The organism is Brevundimonas sp., assembly GCF_044336875.1.
Classification (GTDB): Bacteria; Pseudomonadota; Alphaproteobacteria; order Caulobacterales; family Caulobacteraceae; genus Brevundimonas.
The window spans coordinates 18,955-36,705 of record NZ_JBIIOP010000008.1 but is presented as its reverse complement, the minus strand read 5'-3'; the positions used below and the strand labels follow the sequence as shown (position 1 = coordinate 36,705).

General features: G+C 68.5%; 19 protein-coding genes and 1 other annotated feature. Of the genes, 9 read left to right on the top strand and 10 right to left on the bottom strand.

Annotated features, from left to right (window positions below; genetic code table 11):
* Positions 1–58: 58 nt before the first annotated feature.
* Entirely contained in the window at positions 59–457 is a 399-nt protein-coding gene (locus ACIQ1T_RS11280; RefSeq protein WP_395944645.1) for a hypothetical protein, read from the bottom strand.
* A 69-nt stretch (positions 458–526) separates the two neighbouring features.
* Positions 527–1,549: a DNA topoisomerase IB gene (locus ACIQ1T_RS11275; protein ID WP_395944644.1), complete on the bottom strand. Its 1,023-nt coding sequence runs from the start codon at positions 1,547–1,549 to the stop codon at positions 527–529.
* Positions 1,550–1,663: 114 nt separating this feature from the next.
* Between ACIQ1T_RS11275 and rlmJ the strand changes: the two genes are divergently transcribed.
* From rlmJ to ACIQ1T_RS11260, 3 genes are all read left to right on the top strand, one after another.
* A complete protein-coding gene (rlmJ, locus tag ACIQ1T_RS11270) occupies positions 1,664–2,476 on the top strand; it encodes a 23S rRNA (adenine(2030)-N(6))-methyltransferase RlmJ (RefSeq protein WP_395944643.1) in 813 nt (270 codons plus the stop codon).
* Between the two features lie 78 nt (positions 2,477–2,554).
* Positions 2,555–3,286 carry a type 1 glutamine amidotransferase gene (locus tag ACIQ1T_RS11265; RefSeq protein ID WP_395944642.1) on the top strand — a complete coding sequence of 244 codons (732 nt, stop codon included), beginning with the start codon at positions 2,555–2,557 and terminating at the stop codon, positions 3,284–3,286.
* Positions 3,286–4,359: an FUSC family protein gene (locus tag ACIQ1T_RS11260; protein WP_395944641.1), complete on the top strand. Its 1,074-nt coding sequence runs from the start codon at positions 3,286–3,288 to the stop codon at positions 4,357–4,359. The genes ACIQ1T_RS11265 and ACIQ1T_RS11260 overlap by 1 nt, the downstream gene beginning before the upstream one ends.
* Here the strand turns inward: ACIQ1T_RS11260 and ACIQ1T_RS11255 are convergent.
* The gene (locus tag ACIQ1T_RS11255) at positions 4,340–5,398 is read right to left on the bottom strand and encodes a YeiH family protein (protein WP_395944640.1); all 1,059 of its coding nucleotides are present in this window, start codon (positions 5,396–5,398) and stop codon (positions 4,340–4,342) included. The genes ACIQ1T_RS11260 and ACIQ1T_RS11255 overlap by 20 nt on opposite strands.
* Before the next feature lie 79 nt (positions 5,399–5,477).
* Between ACIQ1T_RS11255 and ACIQ1T_RS11250 the strand changes: the two genes are divergently transcribed.
* Complete coding sequence (locus tag ACIQ1T_RS11250; RefSeq protein ID WP_395944639.1) at positions 5,478–6,353, top strand: LysR family transcriptional regulator; 876 nt, start codon at positions 5,478–5,480, stop codon at positions 6,351–6,353.
* A gap of 414 nt (positions 6,354–6,767) precedes the next feature.
* Here ACIQ1T_RS11250 and ACIQ1T_RS11245 read toward each other — a convergent pair whose 3' ends face one another.
* Both ACIQ1T_RS11245 and hemF read right to left on the bottom strand, forming a co-directional pair.
* Positions 6,768–6,959 carry a hypothetical protein gene (locus tag ACIQ1T_RS11245; protein WP_395944638.1) on the bottom strand — a complete coding sequence of 64 codons (192 nt, stop codon included), beginning with the start codon at positions 6,957–6,959 and terminating at the stop codon, positions 6,768–6,770.
* The gene (gene hemF / locus ACIQ1T_RS11240; protein WP_395944637.1) at positions 6,956–7,837 is read right to left on the bottom strand and encodes an oxygen-dependent coproporphyrinogen oxidase; all 882 of its coding nucleotides are present in this window, start codon (positions 7,835–7,837) and stop codon (positions 6,956–6,958) included. Before hemF ends, ACIQ1T_RS11245 begins: the two co-directional genes overlap by 4 nt.
* 101 nt (positions 7,838–7,938) lie before the next feature.
* Between hemF and ACIQ1T_RS11235 the strand changes: the two genes are divergently transcribed.
* Together ACIQ1T_RS11235 and ACIQ1T_RS11230 are read left to right on the top strand one after the other, a co-directional pair.
* Positions 7,939–9,198: a dipeptidase gene (locus ACIQ1T_RS11235; RefSeq protein ID WP_395944636.1), complete on the top strand. Its 1,260-nt coding sequence runs from the start codon at positions 7,939–7,941 to the stop codon at positions 9,196–9,198.
* Between the two features lie 46 nt (positions 9,199–9,244).
* Positions 9,245–9,306 (top strand) — a sequence feature (sul1 is cis-regulatory element that is thought to sense ions involved in sulfur or methionine metabolism; They are found in Alphaproteobacteria).
* Between the two features lie 57 nt (positions 9,307–9,363).
* Positions 9,364–10,803, top strand: a complete 1,440-nt coding sequence (locus tag ACIQ1T_RS11230; RefSeq protein ID WP_395944635.1) for a SulP family inorganic anion transporter — start codon at positions 9,364–9,366, stop codon at positions 10,801–10,803.
* 365 nt (positions 10,804–11,168) lie between these two features.
* On the opposite strand, the gene ACIQ1T_RS11225 is transcribed toward ACIQ1T_RS11230, so the two are convergent.
* The 4 genes from ACIQ1T_RS11225 to ACIQ1T_RS11210 form a co-directional block, all read right to left on the bottom strand.
* Complete coding sequence (locus ACIQ1T_RS11225; protein ID WP_395944634.1) at positions 11,169–12,743, bottom strand: EAL domain-containing protein; 1,575 nt, start codon at positions 12,741–12,743, stop codon at positions 11,169–11,171.
* Between the two features lie 81 nt (positions 12,744–12,824).
* Positions 12,825–13,262, bottom strand: a complete 438-nt coding sequence (locus ACIQ1T_RS11220; RefSeq protein WP_395944633.1) for a flagellar basal-body protein FlbY — start codon at positions 13,260–13,262, stop codon at positions 12,825–12,827.
* A complete protein-coding gene (locus tag ACIQ1T_RS11215; RefSeq protein WP_395944632.1) occupies positions 13,259–13,570 on the bottom strand; it encodes a rod-binding protein in 312 nt (103 codons plus the stop codon). The genes ACIQ1T_RS11220 and ACIQ1T_RS11215 overlap by 4 nt, the downstream gene beginning before the upstream one ends.
* Positions 13,571–13,572: 2 nt before the next feature.
* Entirely contained in the window at positions 13,573–14,700 is a 1,128-nt protein-coding gene (locus ACIQ1T_RS11210; protein ID WP_395944631.1) for a flagellar basal body P-ring protein FlgI, read from the bottom strand.
* 183 nt (positions 14,701–14,883) lie between these two features.
* On the opposite strand from ACIQ1T_RS11210, the gene ACIQ1T_RS11205 reads away from it, so the two are divergent.
* The 3 genes from ACIQ1T_RS11205 (at position 14,884) to gltX (ending at position 17,348) form a co-directional block, all read left to right on the top strand.
* Positions 14,884–15,309 carry a flagellar assembly protein FliX gene (locus ACIQ1T_RS11205; RefSeq protein WP_395944630.1) on the top strand — a complete coding sequence of 142 codons (426 nt, stop codon included), beginning with the start codon at positions 14,884–14,886 and terminating at the stop codon, positions 15,307–15,309.
* A gap of 178 nt (positions 15,310–15,487) precedes the next feature.
* A complete protein-coding gene (gene dksA, locus ACIQ1T_RS11200) occupies positions 15,488–15,922 on the top strand; it encodes an RNA polymerase-binding protein DksA (protein ID WP_395944750.1) in 435 nt (144 codons plus the stop codon).
* 91 nt (positions 15,923–16,013) lie between these two features.
* Complete coding sequence (gene gltX, locus ACIQ1T_RS11195) at positions 16,014–17,348, top strand: glutamate--tRNA ligase (RefSeq protein WP_395944629.1); 1,335 nt, start codon at positions 16,014–16,016, stop codon at positions 17,346–17,348.
* A gap of 15 nt (positions 17,349–17,363) precedes the next feature.
* Here the strand turns inward: gltX and ACIQ1T_RS11190 are convergent, their stop codons facing one another.
* Positions 17,364–17,657: a CC_3452 family protein gene (locus ACIQ1T_RS11190; RefSeq protein WP_395944628.1), complete on the bottom strand. Its 294-nt coding sequence runs from the start codon at positions 17,655–17,657 to the stop codon at positions 17,364–17,366.
* Positions 17,658–17,751 lie beyond the last annotated feature (94 nt).

Below are 17,751 nucleotides of genomic sequence, written 5' to 3'. Positions count from 1 at the left end.
TACTCGACAACTAGGATTTTCTATCGCCGTCCGATAGCGGCGCTCTCAGCGAACGCCGTCAGGCCGGAACGGCCCGGTCGCCCGTGTGCCGAAACACGATCCCGGCGAACAGGATCATGCCGATCACCACCAGGGTCGGGCCGACGATCAGGCCGACCTCCGCCATGCCCCTCAGGCTGCGCGGCCCCAGCAGTTCAACGGCCAGGGCGGGCATGAAGACCAGGAAGCCCGCCACCGCCACGCCCAGGTGAATCCACGGCAGCCGCCCTGCGGCCGCACCGGGCACGGCGCGATAGAACAGGCCGTAGAGGAACATCGACACCCACCCCAGCAGGTTGATGTGGGCGTGGACCGGGCTGCCGGCGAAATTCTGGGTGGCGCCCATATAATAGCCGAGGCCGACCCCGATCAGGACGAAGACGACGGCGAGACGCAGGAACAGGTTGGACAGGCTCATGTTGAGTTTCCCCCGACGAAGACGCTCAACGAATATGAAAGAACGTCGATCTTCCAACTTAAACATAATTCAGGGTTGTGTCAGCAGTCGGATCAAGGCGGTTTCGAAACCTTTTGCGGTCGGGCCGGGCAGGGCGTCGCGCAATCCATTCTTTTCGAACAATTCCAGCACCCTGGGATGAACATATGACGCCCGGCACACGGTCGGCGTATTGCCCAGCAGGCCCGCGACCGTCTTCACGCAGACGACGACCTTGCGTTTCGCATCGGTCGCCGAGGTCGGCGCCTCGGCCTCCCGCAGCGCCCGCGCCGCCGCCAGTGTGCCGGCCCAGGTGCGGAAATCCTTGGCCGAGAACTGCTCGCCCATCGCCTCGCGGATATAGGCGTTCACATCGTCCGAGGTGACGGGGCACAGGTTCCCGTCCGCCGTCCGATATTTGAACAACTGCCGTCCGGGCAGGTCCTCCAGGGTCCGCACGATCCGCGCCAGCCGCCGGTCGCGCACGCTGACCCGGTGGTCCTTGCCGCTCTTGCCGCGAAACTCGAAGGTCAGGGCCGCCCCGTCCACCTCCAGATGCCGCTTGTGCAAGGTGGTCAGGCCGTAGCTGCGGTTTTCCCTGGCGTAGGTCGCATTGCCGACCCGGATCAGGGTCACCTCCAGCAGCCGCACGGCGGTGGCCAGCACCTTGGCCTTCACCGGCCCGCGCAGGCCCAGGTCATGCTCCACCTGCGCCCTCAGCTTTGGAAGGGCGCGGGAGAAGGCGGGCAGGCGGTCGAACTTGTTCTCGGACCGCGCCGTGCTCCAGTCGGGGTGATAGCGATACTGTTTGCGCCCCTTGGCGTCGCGGCCGGTCGCCTGGATATGGCCATTGGTCTTGGGGCAGATCCAGACGTCGACCCAGGCGGGCGGAATGGCCAGGGCGCGGATCCGGGCCAGGGTCCTCGGATCGCGGACCAACTGGCCCCTGGCGTCGCGATAGGACCAGCCCTTGCCCGCCTTGCGCCGACTGATCCCCGCGAACTCGTCGCTGCACCAGCTCAGCCCCTGCGGGACCTCTGCGGCGACATCGAAGGCGTGGGATCCGTCGGGCATGGCCCGTTTCCTTTCGGCAAGTCCTTCAGCGGCTTGCTTCAGACCAGCGACGAACGCGGCGTCGCGGCGGCGAGTTCCCCTTGACCCCGCGACCCGGCCGGGGGACGAGGCGGCATGAACTATCGCCACAGCTTCCACGCCGGAAATTTCGCCGACCTGGTCAAACACGCCCTGGTCCTGTGGCTGGTCGAGACCCTGCAGGCGCGCGGTCCCCTGACCGTGCTCGACACCCATGCGGGCGCCGGTCTCTACGACCTGTCCGGCGACGCCGCCCGCTCGAAGGAGGCCGAGGCCGGGGTGGCGCGGCTGATGTCGGCCGAGGGCCGCACCCCGCTGATGGACGCGCTCGCCGCCCGCGTCGCCGCCCTGAACCCCGACGGCGGCGTCCGCTACTATCCGGGTTCGCCACTGCTGATCGCCGACGCCTTGGCGCCCGGCGGCCGCTATCTCGGCTTCGAACTGAACCCGCCGGTCCGCGAGCTTCTGACCCAGGCCCTGTCGGACCGCCCGAACGCCGAGGGGCGCGAGGGCGACGGCTATGCGATGGCGACCGCCGAAGCGGCCAGGGCGCGCGGCCCCCTGGTCCTGATCGACCCGCCGTTCGAAAAGCCCGACGACTATATCCGCTCGGCCGAGACCGCCCTGGCCGTGGTCAGACGCGACCCCGCGGCCACGGTCGCCGTCTGGACCCCGCTGAAGGATCTGGAGACCTTCGACGCCTTCACCCGCCGCCTGGCCGGCAAGGCGCCGGTTCTGGTCGCCGAGGCCCGGCTGCGCCCACTGACCAATCCGATGAAGATGAACGGCTGCGCCATGGTCGTCGTCAATCCGCCGCCGGGCGCCGAGGCGGCGGCCGCCGAAATCTGCGGCTGGGTCGCCGACAGCCTGGGCGATCCGGGCGGTCGGGCCGAAGTCTGGATGCTCTGACGCGGCGGAAACTTTTCCTCACAGGATGTCAGGCCGGGCCGGATGTCGCATCGCGGGAAAGCTGGCTATGGTCGGCCCATGACCCGCATCGCCATTCTGGAAACCGGCCATCCGCCGGAAAATCTGAAGGACGACTTCGACGACTATCCCGCCCGGTTCCGCGCCCTGCTGGGCGAGGGGGTGGCGACGACGCGGTTCAATGTCCAGGCCGGCCATCTGCCCGACGACCCGGCCGCCTTCCAGGGCGCCATCGTCACCGGTTCGGCGGCGGGGGTCTATGACGACCTGCCGTGGATTCCCCAGTTGGTCACCTGGCTGCGCGCCGCGCGCGGCCGGACCCGTCTGGTCGGCATCTGTTTCGGCCATCAGGTCCTGGCCCACGCCTTCGGCGGCGCGGTCGAGAAGTCGGACCGGGGCTGGGGCGTCGGCCTGCATCGCTACGACGTCCGCCTCGACGAGCCGTGGATGCACCCGCGCGCCCGCACAATCGCCATCCCGGTCTCGCACCAGGACCAGGTCGTCGCCGTCTCGCCGGACGCCCGCGTCATCGCCTCCAGCGGCTTCACCCCCTACGCCGGTCTGGCCTGGGGCCAGGACGCCATCTCCTTCCAGTGCCATCCCGAGTTCCAGCCCGAATACGCCGCCGCCCTGGTCCAGGACCGGCGCGGCTCGCGCATTCCCGAGGCCCTGGCGGACGAGGCCCTGGACAGTCTGAAACGGCCCAATGACCGCGCCGTCCTGACCGCCTGGATCCGCGCCTTCCTGCTGCTGACCCCGCCGCCGGTCGAGGACCAGGGCAGCGGCATCTGATGGCCGCCGAGACCCGCCTTCATCGTCTGCTGCGCCACTGGCGGCCCTTCTACTGGCGCGAGGCGGCCCTGTGCCTGCCCGCCATGCCCCTCCTGCTGGGCGGAGGCGTGCTTCTGGGGCTGCCGACCGAGGGCGCCATGGCGGCGGGCTCGGCCTTCGTGGTGGGTCTGGCGGCGTCGCGCGACCTGATCGGGCGGCGCTGGGGCGCGATGCTGGGCACGGCGGCCGGTCTGACCCTGGCCGCCTTCCTGGGCACGGTGGTCGGCCAGGTTCCCGGTCTGCTGCTGGCCACGGGCTGTCTCGGCGCGGCCGTCTGCGCCGCCATCGCCCTGTATGAGGAAGACCTCTGGTGGGTCGTGCTTCAGGGGATCATCGCCTATCTGATCGCCGGCTACTACGCCGGGCCGACGGACCAGGCGGCCATTCGCGGGATCAGCGTCCTGATCGGCGGGGCGGTCCAGATCGGCCTGGTCGTGATCCTGGCCCTGATCTTCCCCAAGGCGGCCGCCCGTTTTCCCATCGGGCCCCGACCGCCCCCGCCGGGCCGCAAACTGCTGATCAGCCACATGGCCCGCGCCGCCGCCGCCGTGGGGCTCAGCATCGGCTTCGCCTGGGCCATCGATCTGCAGAACTGGGCCTGGGCGCCGATGACGGCCATGATCGTGCTGAAGCCCGGCCTGATGGAGACCCAGACGCGGGGCATCCAGCGGGTCGCCGGCACCCTGCTGGGCTGCGCCTTCGCCACTGTTTACGCCGTCGAGGTCCAGTCGGCCCATCCGTGGCTGATCGCGGCGGCGGGCGTGACCGCCTTCGCGGCCTTCGCCCTGCAACAGGCCCATTTCGCCACCCTGACCGGCGCCGTGACGGCGACGGCGGTTCTGCTGGTCTCGCTGGGTTATGGCGGAGTGCTGGCCAACGCCGAGCACCGGATCATCGCCACGGTCATCGGCGGGCTGACGGCCCTGATCGTGGCCCGGATCGCCCCGCACCGCGGCGCGGCCAACGGGGTTCAGGAAGACCGGGTCGGCGAGAACCCGGCCGCGCCCAAGGCGGCTACAGCCCCAGCAGGCTGATCAGCGCCAGGGCGATCCCGACCAGGGCGCCCAGCGACAGGACCACGGCCCCGACCACCCGTCCGCCGGCCTTCGCCACGGCCCGGATGTCGGTCTGCAGGCCCAGGGCCGCCATGGCCGCCACGGTCAGCAGGCCGGACGCCACCGCCATCGGCGCCAGGGCCGCCTGCGGGATCGCCCCCATCGACCGCAGGCCGATCATGATCAGAAAACCGACGATGAACCAGGGCAGCAGCCGGGCCAGACCCGGCTTCTTCGCCGTCGGCGCGCGGTCGCGGAAGATCAGCGACAGGGCCAGGATCACCGGACCCAGCATCAGCACCCGCACCAGCTTGACCACGGTTCCCGTCTGGGTCGCCACGACGCCCATAGGCGCGGCGGCGGCCAGCACCTGCGGCACCGCATAGACGGTCAGACCCGCCAGCGCCCCATACTGGACCCCGCTCATCGACAGCAGGCCGCCCAGCAGCGGCAGGCTCAGCACCACCACCACGCCCAGAACGGCGGTGAAGGCGATGGAGGCGGCGATCTCCTCGCCGTCGGCGTCGATCACCGGGGCCACGGCGGCGATGGCCGAGTTGCCGCAGATGGCGTTGCCGCACGCGACCAACAGGGCCATGCGCGGCGTCAATCCCAGCATCCGGCCGACCCCGAAACCGACGACGATGGCCGCCGCCACCACGGCCAGTATCCCCAGCACGAACCCGGCCCCCAGGGCCGACAGGGTCGCCGCGCTGACCGAGGCGCCCAGCAGCACCACCGCGACCTCCAGCAGGATCTTGGCGCTGAAATCGATCCCGACCTTGAACCGCGCATCCGGGGTCCACACGGCCCGCACCCCGGCGCCCAGCAGGATGGCCAGGACCAGGGGCTCCAGCCAGACCTTGCCGAACGCATCATGCTCCATGCTGGTCAGGCCGACGGCCGCCAGGGCCACCACCAGACACATGGTCAGGCCGGGCCAGATCGACCGCGCGAAGGTCCGGACATTCGCCAGCAGGGGCGAGGCGACGGGCGAGGGCAGGGCGGCGGTCTTCATGGTCCAGCCTGATGCGCCGCGCCTCGACGGGCGTCCAACGGATTGTTATGGTCATTTCAATCCGATTTGGAGATCAATCGTGACCCTGGAACGCCTGCGCATCTTTGTCGCCGTCGCCGAGCGCCAGCACGTCACCGCCGCCGCGCGGGCGCTGAACCTGACCCAGTCGGCCGTCTCCAACGCCATTGCGGCGCTGGAGGCCGAGCATGACGTCCATCTGTTCGACCGGGTCGGGCGGGGCGTGGTGTTGAACGAGACGGGCCGCGCCTTCCTGCCCGAGGCCAGGGCCGTCCTGGCCCGCGCCGCCGCCGCCGAGGCGGCCCTGGCGGACATGAGCGCCCTGCGGCGCGGCCGTCTGGCGGTCTTCGCCAGCCAGACCATCGCCTCCTACTGGTTGCCCCGCCGTCTGGTCGCCTTCCACGCGGCCCACCCCGGCATCGAACTGGACGTCCAGATCGGCAATACGCGCGAGGCCGCCGCCGCCGTCCTGGCCGGCGCCGCCGAGATCGGCCTGGTCGAGGGCGCGGTCGATGAGGCCGCCCTGGAACAGACCCGCATCGGCTCCGACCGGCTCGCCGTCGTCGTCACGCCTGACCACCCTTGGGCGACCCGACGCAGCCTGTCGGCCGCCGACCTGGCCTCGTCCGCCTGGGTGTTGCGCGAACTGGGGTCCGGCACCCGTTCGACCCTGGAAGAAGCCGTGCGTCAGGCGGGCGTCGATCCAGCCGACCTGCCGGTGGCCATGACCCTGCCTTCGAACGAGGCCGTGCTCGCCGCCGCCGAGGCCGGCGCCGGCGCCACCGCCCTGTCCGAAAGCGTCGCCTACGCCTCGGTCGCCGCCGGTCGACTGGTCAGCGCCCCCTTCGCCCTGCCGGAACGCCCCTTCCGCCTGCTGCGCCACGCCGAACGCTATCGCAGTCGTGCGGGCGACGCCTTCGTGGCCGCGATGGGCTGAGCGGAAGAACGAGGGCTTGGTCACATAATGACCCTGGCCCGCCCTTTGATTGTTCAAGCAAAATCAGAAAATTCGCACAATCGGCGCAGCGCCCGCCGTAGCGGGGTTAGAATACCGGCCGGGTCTTTGACAATCGAAGCTGGGCGCGCCGCGAAAATGCACTCTTTTGCATGTTGCGCCGTTTTCGCCTGCGCAGCGCAAGTTCGGGCCCGCCGGGATTTCGGACATTTCGGACATTTCGGACGCTCTTTTTCGAGTCCGAAATCGCCGGATCAGAGTCCGATCTTCGGAAACACGAACCGTTCCATCGGCAGCGAGGCCGCGAAATGGAAGCCGATCACTACGACCGGGGCAGCCGGACTTCGGACATTTCGGACATTTCGGACACTCTTTTTCGAGTCCGAAATCGCCGGATCAGAGTCCGATCTTCGGAAACACGAACCGTTCCAGCAGCAGGGACGCCGCGAAATAGAAGCCGATCACCACGAACAGGGTCAGGGGGATCTGCGGCTGGTGCGACAGGGTCAGATAGATCCCGTAGAGGACGGCGAACAGGACCGAGGTGACCAGCGGCCGCAGCAGGATCTTAGCGAGAGGGGACTTCACGGCCATTTCACCACCGGGGGCATGGAGCTGAGGATCGAATCGACGTTGCCGCCGGTCTTGAGGCCGAACATGGTGCCACGGTCGTAGAGCAGGTTGAACTCCACATACCGTCCGCGTCGGATCAACTGCTCCTCGCGCTCCTCCGGCGTCCAGGCCTCGGTCATCCGCCCGGCCACGATCTTCGGATAGACGTCCAGGAAGGCCAGGCCCACGTCGCGGGTGAAGGCGAAGTCGCGGTCGTGATCGCCGCTGTCGTGATGGTCGTAGAAGATCCCGCCGGTGCCGCGCGGCTCCTTGCGGTGCGGCAGCCAGAAATACTCGTCGCACCAGGCCTTGTAGCGTTCGTGCCAGGCGGGGTCATGGGCGTCGCAGGCGGCCTTCATCGCCGCATGGAAGGCCAGGGTGTCCGGGTGGTCCTGCCGCCGATCGGCCTCCAGCACAGGGGTCAGGTCGCCGCCGCCGCCGAACCAGGCCTGGGTCGTGGCGATGAAGCGGGTGTTCATATGCACCGCCGGGATCCTCGGGCTGACCGGGTGGCAGATCAGGCTGATCCCGGTGGCGAAGAAGCGCGGATCCTCGGCCGCGCCAGGCACGGTCTTGGCGTAGTCGGCGGGGAACTGGCCATGAACGGTCGAGACATGGACGCCCACCTTCTCGAACAGCCGGCCGTGCATCATCCCCATCACGCCGCCGCCGCCCTCGGCCCGCTCCCAGGGGGTTCGCACGAACCGCCCCGGCTCGCCCGGAAACAGATCGGCCGGCGCTTCATCCTCCAGCGCCTCGAAGGCGGCGTGGATCCGGTCGCGCAGGTGCTCGAACCAGGCGCGGGTCTCGACCTTCTTCAGGTCCAGCGGGTCGGAAAAGGCGGCGTCGCTCATGCCGGTGTCTCTAGCCCCTGCTCGCCTTAGGGCAAAGGAGGCTTTGTCTGCGTCGAATCCTCTGCAAGTGTGCGTCGCAGCATTCAGGGGAGTAGGCCTTCATGTTTCGTCATCTGCTGGCCGGCGTCGCCGTCGCCGCCATCGCCACGGTCGCCGCGGCCGCCCAGGCCCAGGACGCCAGCGAGGCCCGTGTGCTGGAGATCTTGAAGACCACCCCGCTGATCGACGGTCACAACGACCTGCCGTGGGCGCTGCGTCAGAACTATGGGAATGATGTCTACGCCGTTGATCTGGCGACCAATCTTGAAGCCGACACCAAGCTGCACACCGACATCGTCCGCCTGCGGGCCGGGGGCGTCGGCGGGCAGTTCTGGTCGGTCTATGTCCCCGCGACCTTCACGCCGCTGGAGGCCGTGGAAGAGACCTTCGAGCAGATCGATACAGCCAAGCGGATCATCGCCGCCCATCCTGAGACCTTCGGTCTGGCCACCACGGCGGACCAGGTGGATGCGGTCTTCGCCTCGGGCCGGATCGCCAGCCTGATCGGCATGGAGGGCGGCTATTCGATCGACGACTCCCTGGCCCTGCTGCGCGAGTTCTACGGAGCCGGGGCCCGCTACATGACCCTGACCCATTCCAAGACCACCACCTGGGCCGACAGCGCGACCGACGCGCCCAAATGGGGCGGGCTCAGCCCCTTCGGCGAGGCGGTGGTCAAGGAGATGAACCGCCTGGGCATGATGGTCGACCTCAGCCACGTGTCCGAGGACACCATGCTGGACGCCATGCGGGTGTCCGACGCCCCCGTCATCTTCTCCCATTCCTCGGCGCGGGCGGTGACGGCCCATCCGCGCAACGTGCCCGACCGGGTGCTGCGCATGATGCCCGAGGACGGCGGGATCGTGATGATCAACCTGGCGCCCCAGTTCGTCAGCGAGACGGTGCGGGCCTGGGGCGCGGCCAGGGCCGGCGAGGACGCCCGGCTGAAGTCGATGCACCCCGGCGATCCCTCGGCGGTCGAACGGGGCATGGCGGCCTGGATCGCGGCCAACCCGACCCCGCGCGCGACCCTGGCCGACGTGGTCGCCCACATCCAGCATGTGCGCCAGGTGGCGGGGATCGACCATGTCGGCCTCGGCGCCGACTTCGACGGCATCGGCAGCCTGCCCGAGGGCGTGACCGGCGTTGACGCCTATCCGCGCATCCTGGCCGCCCTGATGGACGCCGGCTGGACCGAGGCCGACATCCGCAAGATCGCCGGCGAGAACCTGTTGCGCGTCATGCGGGCGGTCGAGGCCACGGCGGCGTCGAAGGCGAACGAACGGCCGTCGCTGGCGAAGATCGCGCCGGCCGCCGACTAGGTGCGCTTGCCTTTCGGGGGCTGAACGGGCATCAGGCGGGCCTCACCTCGGACCCGGCCTGTTTGAAGCGTCGGGTGGCTATCCCGGCCGCCGATCCGCCGGGAAACCCGCCGAACACGACCCATGGCCGCGCGCCGGGTCGTCGGCAGATCCCCGGCTGATCCCATGTCCCTCATCGCTTCCGCGCGCCAGCAATGGCTCGCCAGTCCGCGCCGCGACCTGCTGGCCGGCACCGTCGTCGCCCTGGCCCTGATCCCGGAGGCCATCGCCTTCTCCATCATCGCCGGGGTCGATCCGGCGGTGGGCCTCTACGCCAGCGTGGTCATCGCCGTGACCATCGCCTTCGTCGGCGGGCGCCCGGCCATGATCTCGGCCGCCACCGGGGCCATGGCCCTGCTGATGGTCGGCCTGGTCCGCGATCACGGGCTTGAATATCTGTTCGCCGCCTCGATCCTGTGCGGCGTCTTCCAGATCGTCATCGGCCTGCTCAGGCTGGGCCGCTACATCCGGTTCGTGTCCAAGTCCGTGATGACGGGTTTCGTCAACGCCCTGGCCATCCTGATCTTCATGGCCCAGATGCCGCAGCTGATCGGAGCAGTCTGGCAGACCTTCGCCCTGCTGGGAGCAGCCCTGGTCATCCTCTACGGCTTTCCCCGGATCACCCGTGCCGTGCCCGCTCCCCTGGTGGCCATCGTCGTGATCAGCGGCTTCGTCATGATCACCGGTCTGGACGTGCGCACCGTCGGCGACATGGGCCGGTTGCCGACGGCCTTGCCGATGTTCCACCTGCCGGCCGTGCCTCTGACCTGGGAGACGCTGACCATCGTCGCGCCCATATCGGCCACCCTGGCCTTCGTCGGCCTGCTCGAAAGCCTGTTGACCGCCAATCTGATCGACGACGTCACCGACACCCCCTCGGACAAGGACCGTGAGACGCGCGGGCAGGGGATCGCCAACATCCTGTCGCCCCTGTTCGGCGGCATGGCCGGCTGCGCCATGATCGGTCAGTCGATGATCAATGTCGGGTCGGGCGCACGGGGACGTCTGTCGACCTTGTGGGCCGGGGTCTTTCTGCTGTTCCTGATCCTGGTTCTGCGGGACTGGGTCGCGCGCATTCCGATGGCGGCGCTGACGGCGGTCATGATCATGGTCTCTATCGGGACCTTCGACTGGGGATCGGTGTTGAAGATCCGGTCGATCCCCTTCCAGTCGTCGCTGGTGATGGTCGCCACGACCGCGACCGTGGTGGCGACCCACGACCTGTCGAAGGGCGTCGTGCTGGGCGTGCTGCTGTCGGCGGTCTTCTTCATGCGCAAGGTCGCCAAGACCCTGACCGTCGTCGAGATCGGAACGCCGCAGGAGGGCGTGGTCCGATATCGCGTGGAGGGCCAACTGTTCTTCGCCTCGGCCGGCCTGTTCGCCGCCAGCTTCGAGCACCATGGCCGCCCGTCGCGGGTGGAGATCGACATGGCCGGCGCGCATCTGTGGGACGTGACCGGCGCTGCAGCGCTGGAGAAGGTGGTCGACCGCTACCGCCGTCAGGGCGCGGAGGTGACCGTCACCGGGCTCAACACCGCCAGCCCGGTCTTGGCGGCCCAGGCCTAGGCGGAACCAGAGACGGCTGGGATCAGAAGGCCAGGGCGGCGCTGATGTGGGCCACGCCCGAAACCATCGCCCAGACTCCCGCCGCAGCAACCACCATGGCCACGGCCTTTCCGTATTTCAGCATCGCTCAACCCTCCACAAATCATCCGTGCCCCAACAACGCAGGTATTCGGATTTCGATGCGAGGGGAAGGCCGCATTTGCGACACAAAACAAAACGGCCTGCCCCGGAGCCAGTGAAGGTTCGGAACAGGCCGTTTCTTCCGGCGTTCATCCTCCCCGGATGGGCCTTCAATAACGTTGATACGTCAACAGGTCTGAAGTCAACCTTAACGGCGCCTCAACCTGGATCGCGACGGTTGCGGCTCAGCCCCAGGCCTCGACGGCGCCGCGGCGGCGGACGGGGGCGGCGCTGGCCAGCTGGGTCCGGGGTTCCGCTTCTGCGCGGCCGAACAGCCAGCCCTGGCCGTATTCGACGCCCAGCGCCTTCAGTTCCGTAGCCACGCCTTCGGTCTCGATCATCTCGGCGATGGTCTCGAGCTTCATCGAACGGCACAGTTCGACCGTGCTGCGCAGCATGTTGCGGGTCAGCTCGTCTTTCTCGATATCGCGAACCAGGGAGCCGTCGATCTTGACGGCGTCGACCGTGAGCTTGCGCAGATAGTCATACGAGGTGGCGCCCGCGCCGAAGTCGTCGATGCAGACCTTGATGCCGGCCTCGCGAAGGCTCGCCAGGCGCCGGTTGGCGGCCTCAATGTCGGCCAGGGCCGAGGTCTCGGTCACCTCGACGATCAGACGCTTGCGCTCTGCGGGCGCGCCGGCGGTCATGCGCAGCAGGTTCTCGACATAGGAGTCGTCGCCCAGCGACGCGCCTGAGACGTTGACGGCCATCTTCAACAGGCCCGCGCCGGGAGCGCGCATCCGCTTCAGCACCTTCTCGGCGACGGCCAGGTCGAAGGACTCGATCAGGTCCAGTTCCTCGGCCATGCGGATGGCGTCGGCGGGACCGTTGTTGGAGCTGAACCGCGCCAGGGCCTCGAAATGGTGCACCGACCGCGACGCCAGATGGACGATGGGCTGGTAGTGGACCTGGAACTCGCGCGACTTGACCACGCTGCGGAAGGCCTCGGCGTCGCGGAAGGTGCGTTTCAGCGAGTCCGAGAAGGCGATCTGCGGATTGGCCAGGCCGCCGTCCTTGAGGCAGCCCTCAATGGCGTAACGCATGGCGCGCAGGACGCACAGGGTGTCGGACCCCTGGGGAACGTTGGAGGAGAAGGCCTCGGCGCCGATGGCCACGCCCTCGGCGCGACCGGCCTCTACGATTTCGGCCGCCAGGTCGCGCGTGTCGCCGCTGGGGCGCAGCACGGCGAAACGCTGGGGGGTGATCTGGGCGGCGGTCGAGCCTTGAGCCGCAGCGGACTGCAGGGTCGCCTCGATGCGACGATGCATTCGTTCGGCGACGTCGCCGGCCAGATCCTCAAGGCCGCGAACGTCCAGGAAGGCCAAGGACAGGCCGGGGTTTCCCTCGATGACGCGGGCGGCGTCGATCAGGAAGCCTTCGGCCTCGACCAGGGGCGGGGTCTCGATGTCGGCCACGGCGATGGCCGGGCCCTCGTAGGAGATCGAGCAGGAGATGGCCGGAGCCAGCTGGGGCAGGATGAAGGCGCGGAGCGAGGCGCGGCGCACGCGGTCGGGGCCGGCCGCGATCAGGATCTGGGTGGCGGGGCTGCGGGCGCCGGGCTTGGTGGCCAGCAGGGCCTGAACGACGGTCGCGCCGCCCTCATGAAGGAAGTTGGCGAGCGGCTTGCCGGTCCACAGGGCGGCGACGTCCTGGCCGGTGGCCGGACCGGCCCCGAGCGCGAAGGCGACAGAGCCCTTGGCGTCGATCTCGACGAGCGCATCGGCGGATGCAAAGGCCAGACCCAAAAGGCGAGCAGTCATCGTCATGCCCGCAGCATGCACGGCGTCGCTTAAAAAATCGGCAACGCGGTCAGCAACTTGGGCTTGCGGAATATCGCTGGTCTATGCCTTGCGATTGTAGGCGACCGCGCGGCCGTCGCCTTGGGCCGCGCGTCCGTCGGCGGCGTAGGCGGAGGCTGGGGTGCGGGCGGCCGCGACCTCGTGGGCGATGGCGCGGACCAGGCCTTCGGAAATCTTGCGGGCCGCCTCGACCGCGCCGGCGTGGCGGGCCAGGACGGCGTTGAAGGCGCGAGTGGCTTCGATCAACTGCATCCGGTCGGAGGCGGGGGCGCCGGCCAGCAGGGCGGGGTTGGCCTTCACATGGGCGGAATCGCGCCGATAGAGATTGGCCATCTCCTGCGTCTCGGCCAGGCTGGCGGCGACATCCTGCGGACGGCCTTCCTGGAAGGCCAGGGTCTCGGCGGTCAGGCGCTCGGTCAGGCGTTGGGTCAGGTCCAGCAGTTGGCGCACGCGGGCGCCGGCCAGTTCGGCGTCGTTCATTGCGCGCCCTCCTGCATCTTCAGCATTTCGGTCATGACCGGTCCGGCCAGGCCAATCCCCCCCGCAGCGACCGTCTTCTTGGCCATTTCGTCCAGCAGGAAGCTGCGCCAGGTCGCCTCGCCCTGGCCGCCGCCGAACAGGCCGTCGGTCGACAGGCCCTCGAACATGGGCTTCAGCATCTGGGACAGGAAGGTGGCCTCGAAGGCCTCGGCGGTCTGTTTGATCTTCTCGGCCGAGGCGCCCTTGGGCGTGGTCGATACGCCCTGTGGGGCGCGCAGCAGGTCGGCTGAGGCGGTCAGGTCGGTCATGCTCACATCACCTCGATGTCGGCCTGCAGGGCGCCGGACGCCTTGATCGCCTGCAGGATGCTGATCATGTCGCGGGGGCTGACGCCCAGGGCGTTCAGGCCGTTGACCAGGGTCGACAGGCTGGTGCCGCCGCCGACGATCCGCATCTGGGTGCCCAGATCCTCCTCGACGCTGACCTGGGACGAGGGGACGACGGCGGTCTGGCCCTGGCTGAAGGGGGCGGGCTGGCTGGCGAAGGGCTGTTCATCGACCGAGATGGTCAGATTGCCCTGGGCGATGGCGACACGCGAAATGCGAACCGCGTCGCCCATGACGATGACGCCGTTGACCTCGTCGATGATGACCTTGGCGGGGGCGTCCACCGTGACGGGCAGGTTCTCGACCCGGCTGATGAAGCCGGCCATGCCCAGTTGACCGGGCGCGCGCAGGGCGACCACCGTGCCGTTCTCGGCCAGGGCTGAGCCGGGGTAGGCGGCGTTGACGGCGGCGGCGACGCGCTGGGCCGTGGTGAAATCGGGATTGCGCAGGTTCAGGCGCACCTCGTTCATATTGGCCATTTCGAATCCGGTCTCGCGTTCGACCGAGGCGCCGGAGGCGATGCGGCCGGCGGTCGGCACGCCGCGCGTCACCGACGAGCCCGAACCGCCCGAGGCGGAGACGGAGCCGGTCTGGACCGAGCCCTGGGCCACTGCATAGACCTGGCCGTCCGCGCCCTGCAGGCTGGTGACCACCAGGGCGCCGCCCAGCAGGCTCTTTGCGTCGCACATGGATGAGACATTGACGTCGATGCGCGAGCCGGGCGTGGCGAAGGCCGGCAGCTCGGCGGTGACCATGACGGCGGCCATGTTCTTGGTGTTGGCGTTGGCGCCGCGGATATTGACGCCCAGCCGCTCGGTCATGCCTTCCAGCGACTGGCGGGTGAAGGGGCAGTTGCGCAGGCTGTCGCCGGTGCCGGCCAGGCCCATGACCATGCCGTATCCGACCAGCTGGTTGCCGCGAACCCCCTCGACGGCGGCGATGTCCTTGATGCGGGACTGGGCCAGGGCCGGCGATGCAACGACGCCCAGCGCGGCCGCGACCACCAGCGGGGCGGCGAGGGGGGCGACAAGGCGGGCAAGCAGATTCTGCATCGGTCGGACGTCCTTACGGCGTTTCATTTACCGCGTTGCGAGGATCGTGCCGCGCTATAACTCATTGAAAAGAAATACAGCGACCAGCCAAGCTCGCCGAGTTTGCGGCAGTTTTTGCCCAGGCGTTAACCAAACAGTCACCCTGGTCGCCAAGTATGGTCTCATGAGCCGGAGCATCCGCCGATGAAGGTCACACGGACCACCGCGCCCGCCGCCCCGACCGGGGGCAAGGCGGCGCGCGCGACGGACGGCTTCTCGCTGGGCCCGTCGGAATCGGCCGCCGCACCTGCGGCCTCGACCGCCAGCGCCTCGACCTCAGGTGTTTCCGATGTCTCCGCCCTGATGGCCCTGCAGGGGGTCGAGGGGCCGCTGGAAAAACGACGTCGCGCCGTGAAGCGGGGGGCGGGGCTGCTGGACCGGCTGGACGAGATGAAGATGGCGCTCCTGTCCGGCGAGGCCGACGCGGCGACGCTGGACCGACTCGCTCGGACGTTGCGCGAGGAACGGCCTGACGACGGAGACGCGGGACTGAACGCCGTACTGGATCAGATCGATCTGCGCGCCTCGGTCGAACTGGCCAAGGCCGAGCTTCGCCGCGGCGGCGGTTAACTTCAAAAACCGGCGTAATTCAAAATCCAAGCGCTCATGACCGCGCGCGAAATGTCACGCGCCGATTGTGGCTCGCATAATCATGATCACGGAATCGCGAGCGCCGTTGCCGCGACTCGTCGGGCTGCCTATACGGCCCCTACGCCACAGGGGGGCGTGCTTAGAGAGCGTGTGTGCGATGAACGCTTTGGCGTCCGTTGTGTCCGAGGGAACCGCCGTTTATCGGCCTTCCGACGACGAGCCGTTCATGAACGAGCGGCAGCTTGCCTATTTCAAGAAGAAGCTTCTGGACTGGAAGGACGAGATCCTTCGAGAGTCCAAAGGCACGGTCGTCAATCTGAAGGCCGAGACCGAAAACCATCCCGACCTGGTGGACCGCGCCTCGTCGGAATCGGATCGCGCGCTCGAGTTGCGCACCCGCGATCGCCAGCGCAAGCTGATCTCCAAGATCGACGACGCCCTTCGGCGGATCGAGGACGGTTCCTACGGCTATTGTGAGGACACCGGCGAACCGATCGGCCTGGGACGGCTTGAAGCCCGCCCAACGGCGACCTTGTCGGTCGAGGCTCAGGAGCGTCACGAACGTCGCGAACGCGTCCACCGCGACGACTGACGGACGGTTTAACGGCTTCCAAGCCCGCTCGGCCTTGACTTCGCCGGGTTGCGGCGCGACCTAGCCGCCTCGTTTTCGAGGTCGCCATCCCATGTCCGTCAAGGTTCGTTTCGCCCCGTCGCCGACGGGTAAGCTGCACGTCGGCAATGTCCGCACCGCCCTGGTGAACTGGCTGTTCGCGAAAGGGCAGGGTGGTTCGTTCGTGCTGCGTATCGACGACACCGACCTGGCCCGTTCGACGCCCGAGTTCGAACAGGGGATCGAGGACGACCTGACCTGGCTCGGCATGACCTGGGACGAGCGCTACAACCAGTCCAAGCGGTTCGACCGCTATGAGGAAGCCGCCGCCAGACTGAAGGCCTCGGGCCGGCTTTATCCTGCCTATGAGACGGCCGATGAACTGGACCGTCGTCGCAAGGTGCAACTGTCGCGCGGCCTGCCGCCGATCTACGACCGCGCCGCCCTGGAACTGACCGACGAGGAGAAGGCCGCCTACGAGGCCGAGGGGCGGCGTCCCCATTGGCGATTCAAGCTGGAGGGCAAGCGGGTCGCCTGGGAAGATCTGGCGCGCGGCCATGCCGAGGTGGATACCGCCTCCATGTCCGATCCGGTGCTGATCCGCGAGGACGGCCTGTTCCTCTACACCCTGCCGTCAGTCGTCGACGACATCGACATGGCGATCACCCACATCATCCGCGGCGAGGACCACGTCACCAACACCGGCGCCCAGATCGAGATTTTCGAGGCGCTCGGGGCCAAGGTTCCGGGCTTCGCCCATATGCCGCTGCTGGTCGGCGCTGACGGGGCGGCCCTGTCCAAACGCCTGGGTTCGCTGTCGATCAGCGATATGCGCGAGCAGGGCTATGAGCCCATCGCCATCACCAGCCACCTGGGTCGGATCGGCACATCGGATCCGCTGGAAGTCGGCGCCTCGGTCGAGGCTCTGGGCGCCAGCTTCGCCTTCTCCAAGATGGGGCGTTCGCCGGCGCGCTACGACACGGCGGACCTGGACCGTCTGAACGCCCAGGCGCTGCATGTGATGGACTACGCCACGGCCCAGCCGCGCCTTCAGGCGCTGGGCGCCGATCTGGGCGACGTGTTCTGGAACACGGTGCGGGGCAATCTGACCCGGTTCGGCGATGTCGCGGACATGGCCAAGATCGTCCAGGGGCCGGTCCAGCCGGTGATCGAGGACGTCGACTTCATCGCCGCCGCGGCCAGGTTGCTGCCCGAGGTGATCGACGAGACCGCCTGGTCGACCTGGACCAACGCCGTGAAGGCCGAGACGGGCGCCAAGGGCAAGGCGCTGTTCATGCCGCTGCGCCTGGCGTTGACGGGCCAGGCGCACGGGCCGGACATGGCGGCCATGGCGCCGCTGATCGGTCGCGAGACCATTCAACGGCGGCTGGGCGGCGAGGCGGCTTAAGGCCGCCTCCGAACCCTATGCGTTGCAGGTCGCCACTTCCTCGGCGCTGAGCGCAGTTCCCTTGTAGGAGAAGGCGGTCACGGGACCGAACTTCTGCACCACGCGACGGCAGGCGCGCGTCGCGGGCTGCTCCGTGCCGCCCGATGCGGTGCAGGTTGCGCCGTCGCAGGACCAGCGGGCGCCGTCGATGATGGTGGCGCGGGCCGGCGCCTTGGCGGCGTCGGCGAGGGTCAGGCTGGTGGCGGCGGGCGCCTGGGCCATGGCCGGGGCGGCGGCGAACAGGGCCGCCGCGAGGAGCAGGGCGCGCATAGATAGTCTCCGTTTTGAAGAACGGCGTCGCGCCGTCGCGGCCAATGTCAGTTTTTCATAAAAACTGTCAATACGCGGCTGCGTCTATTCGTTA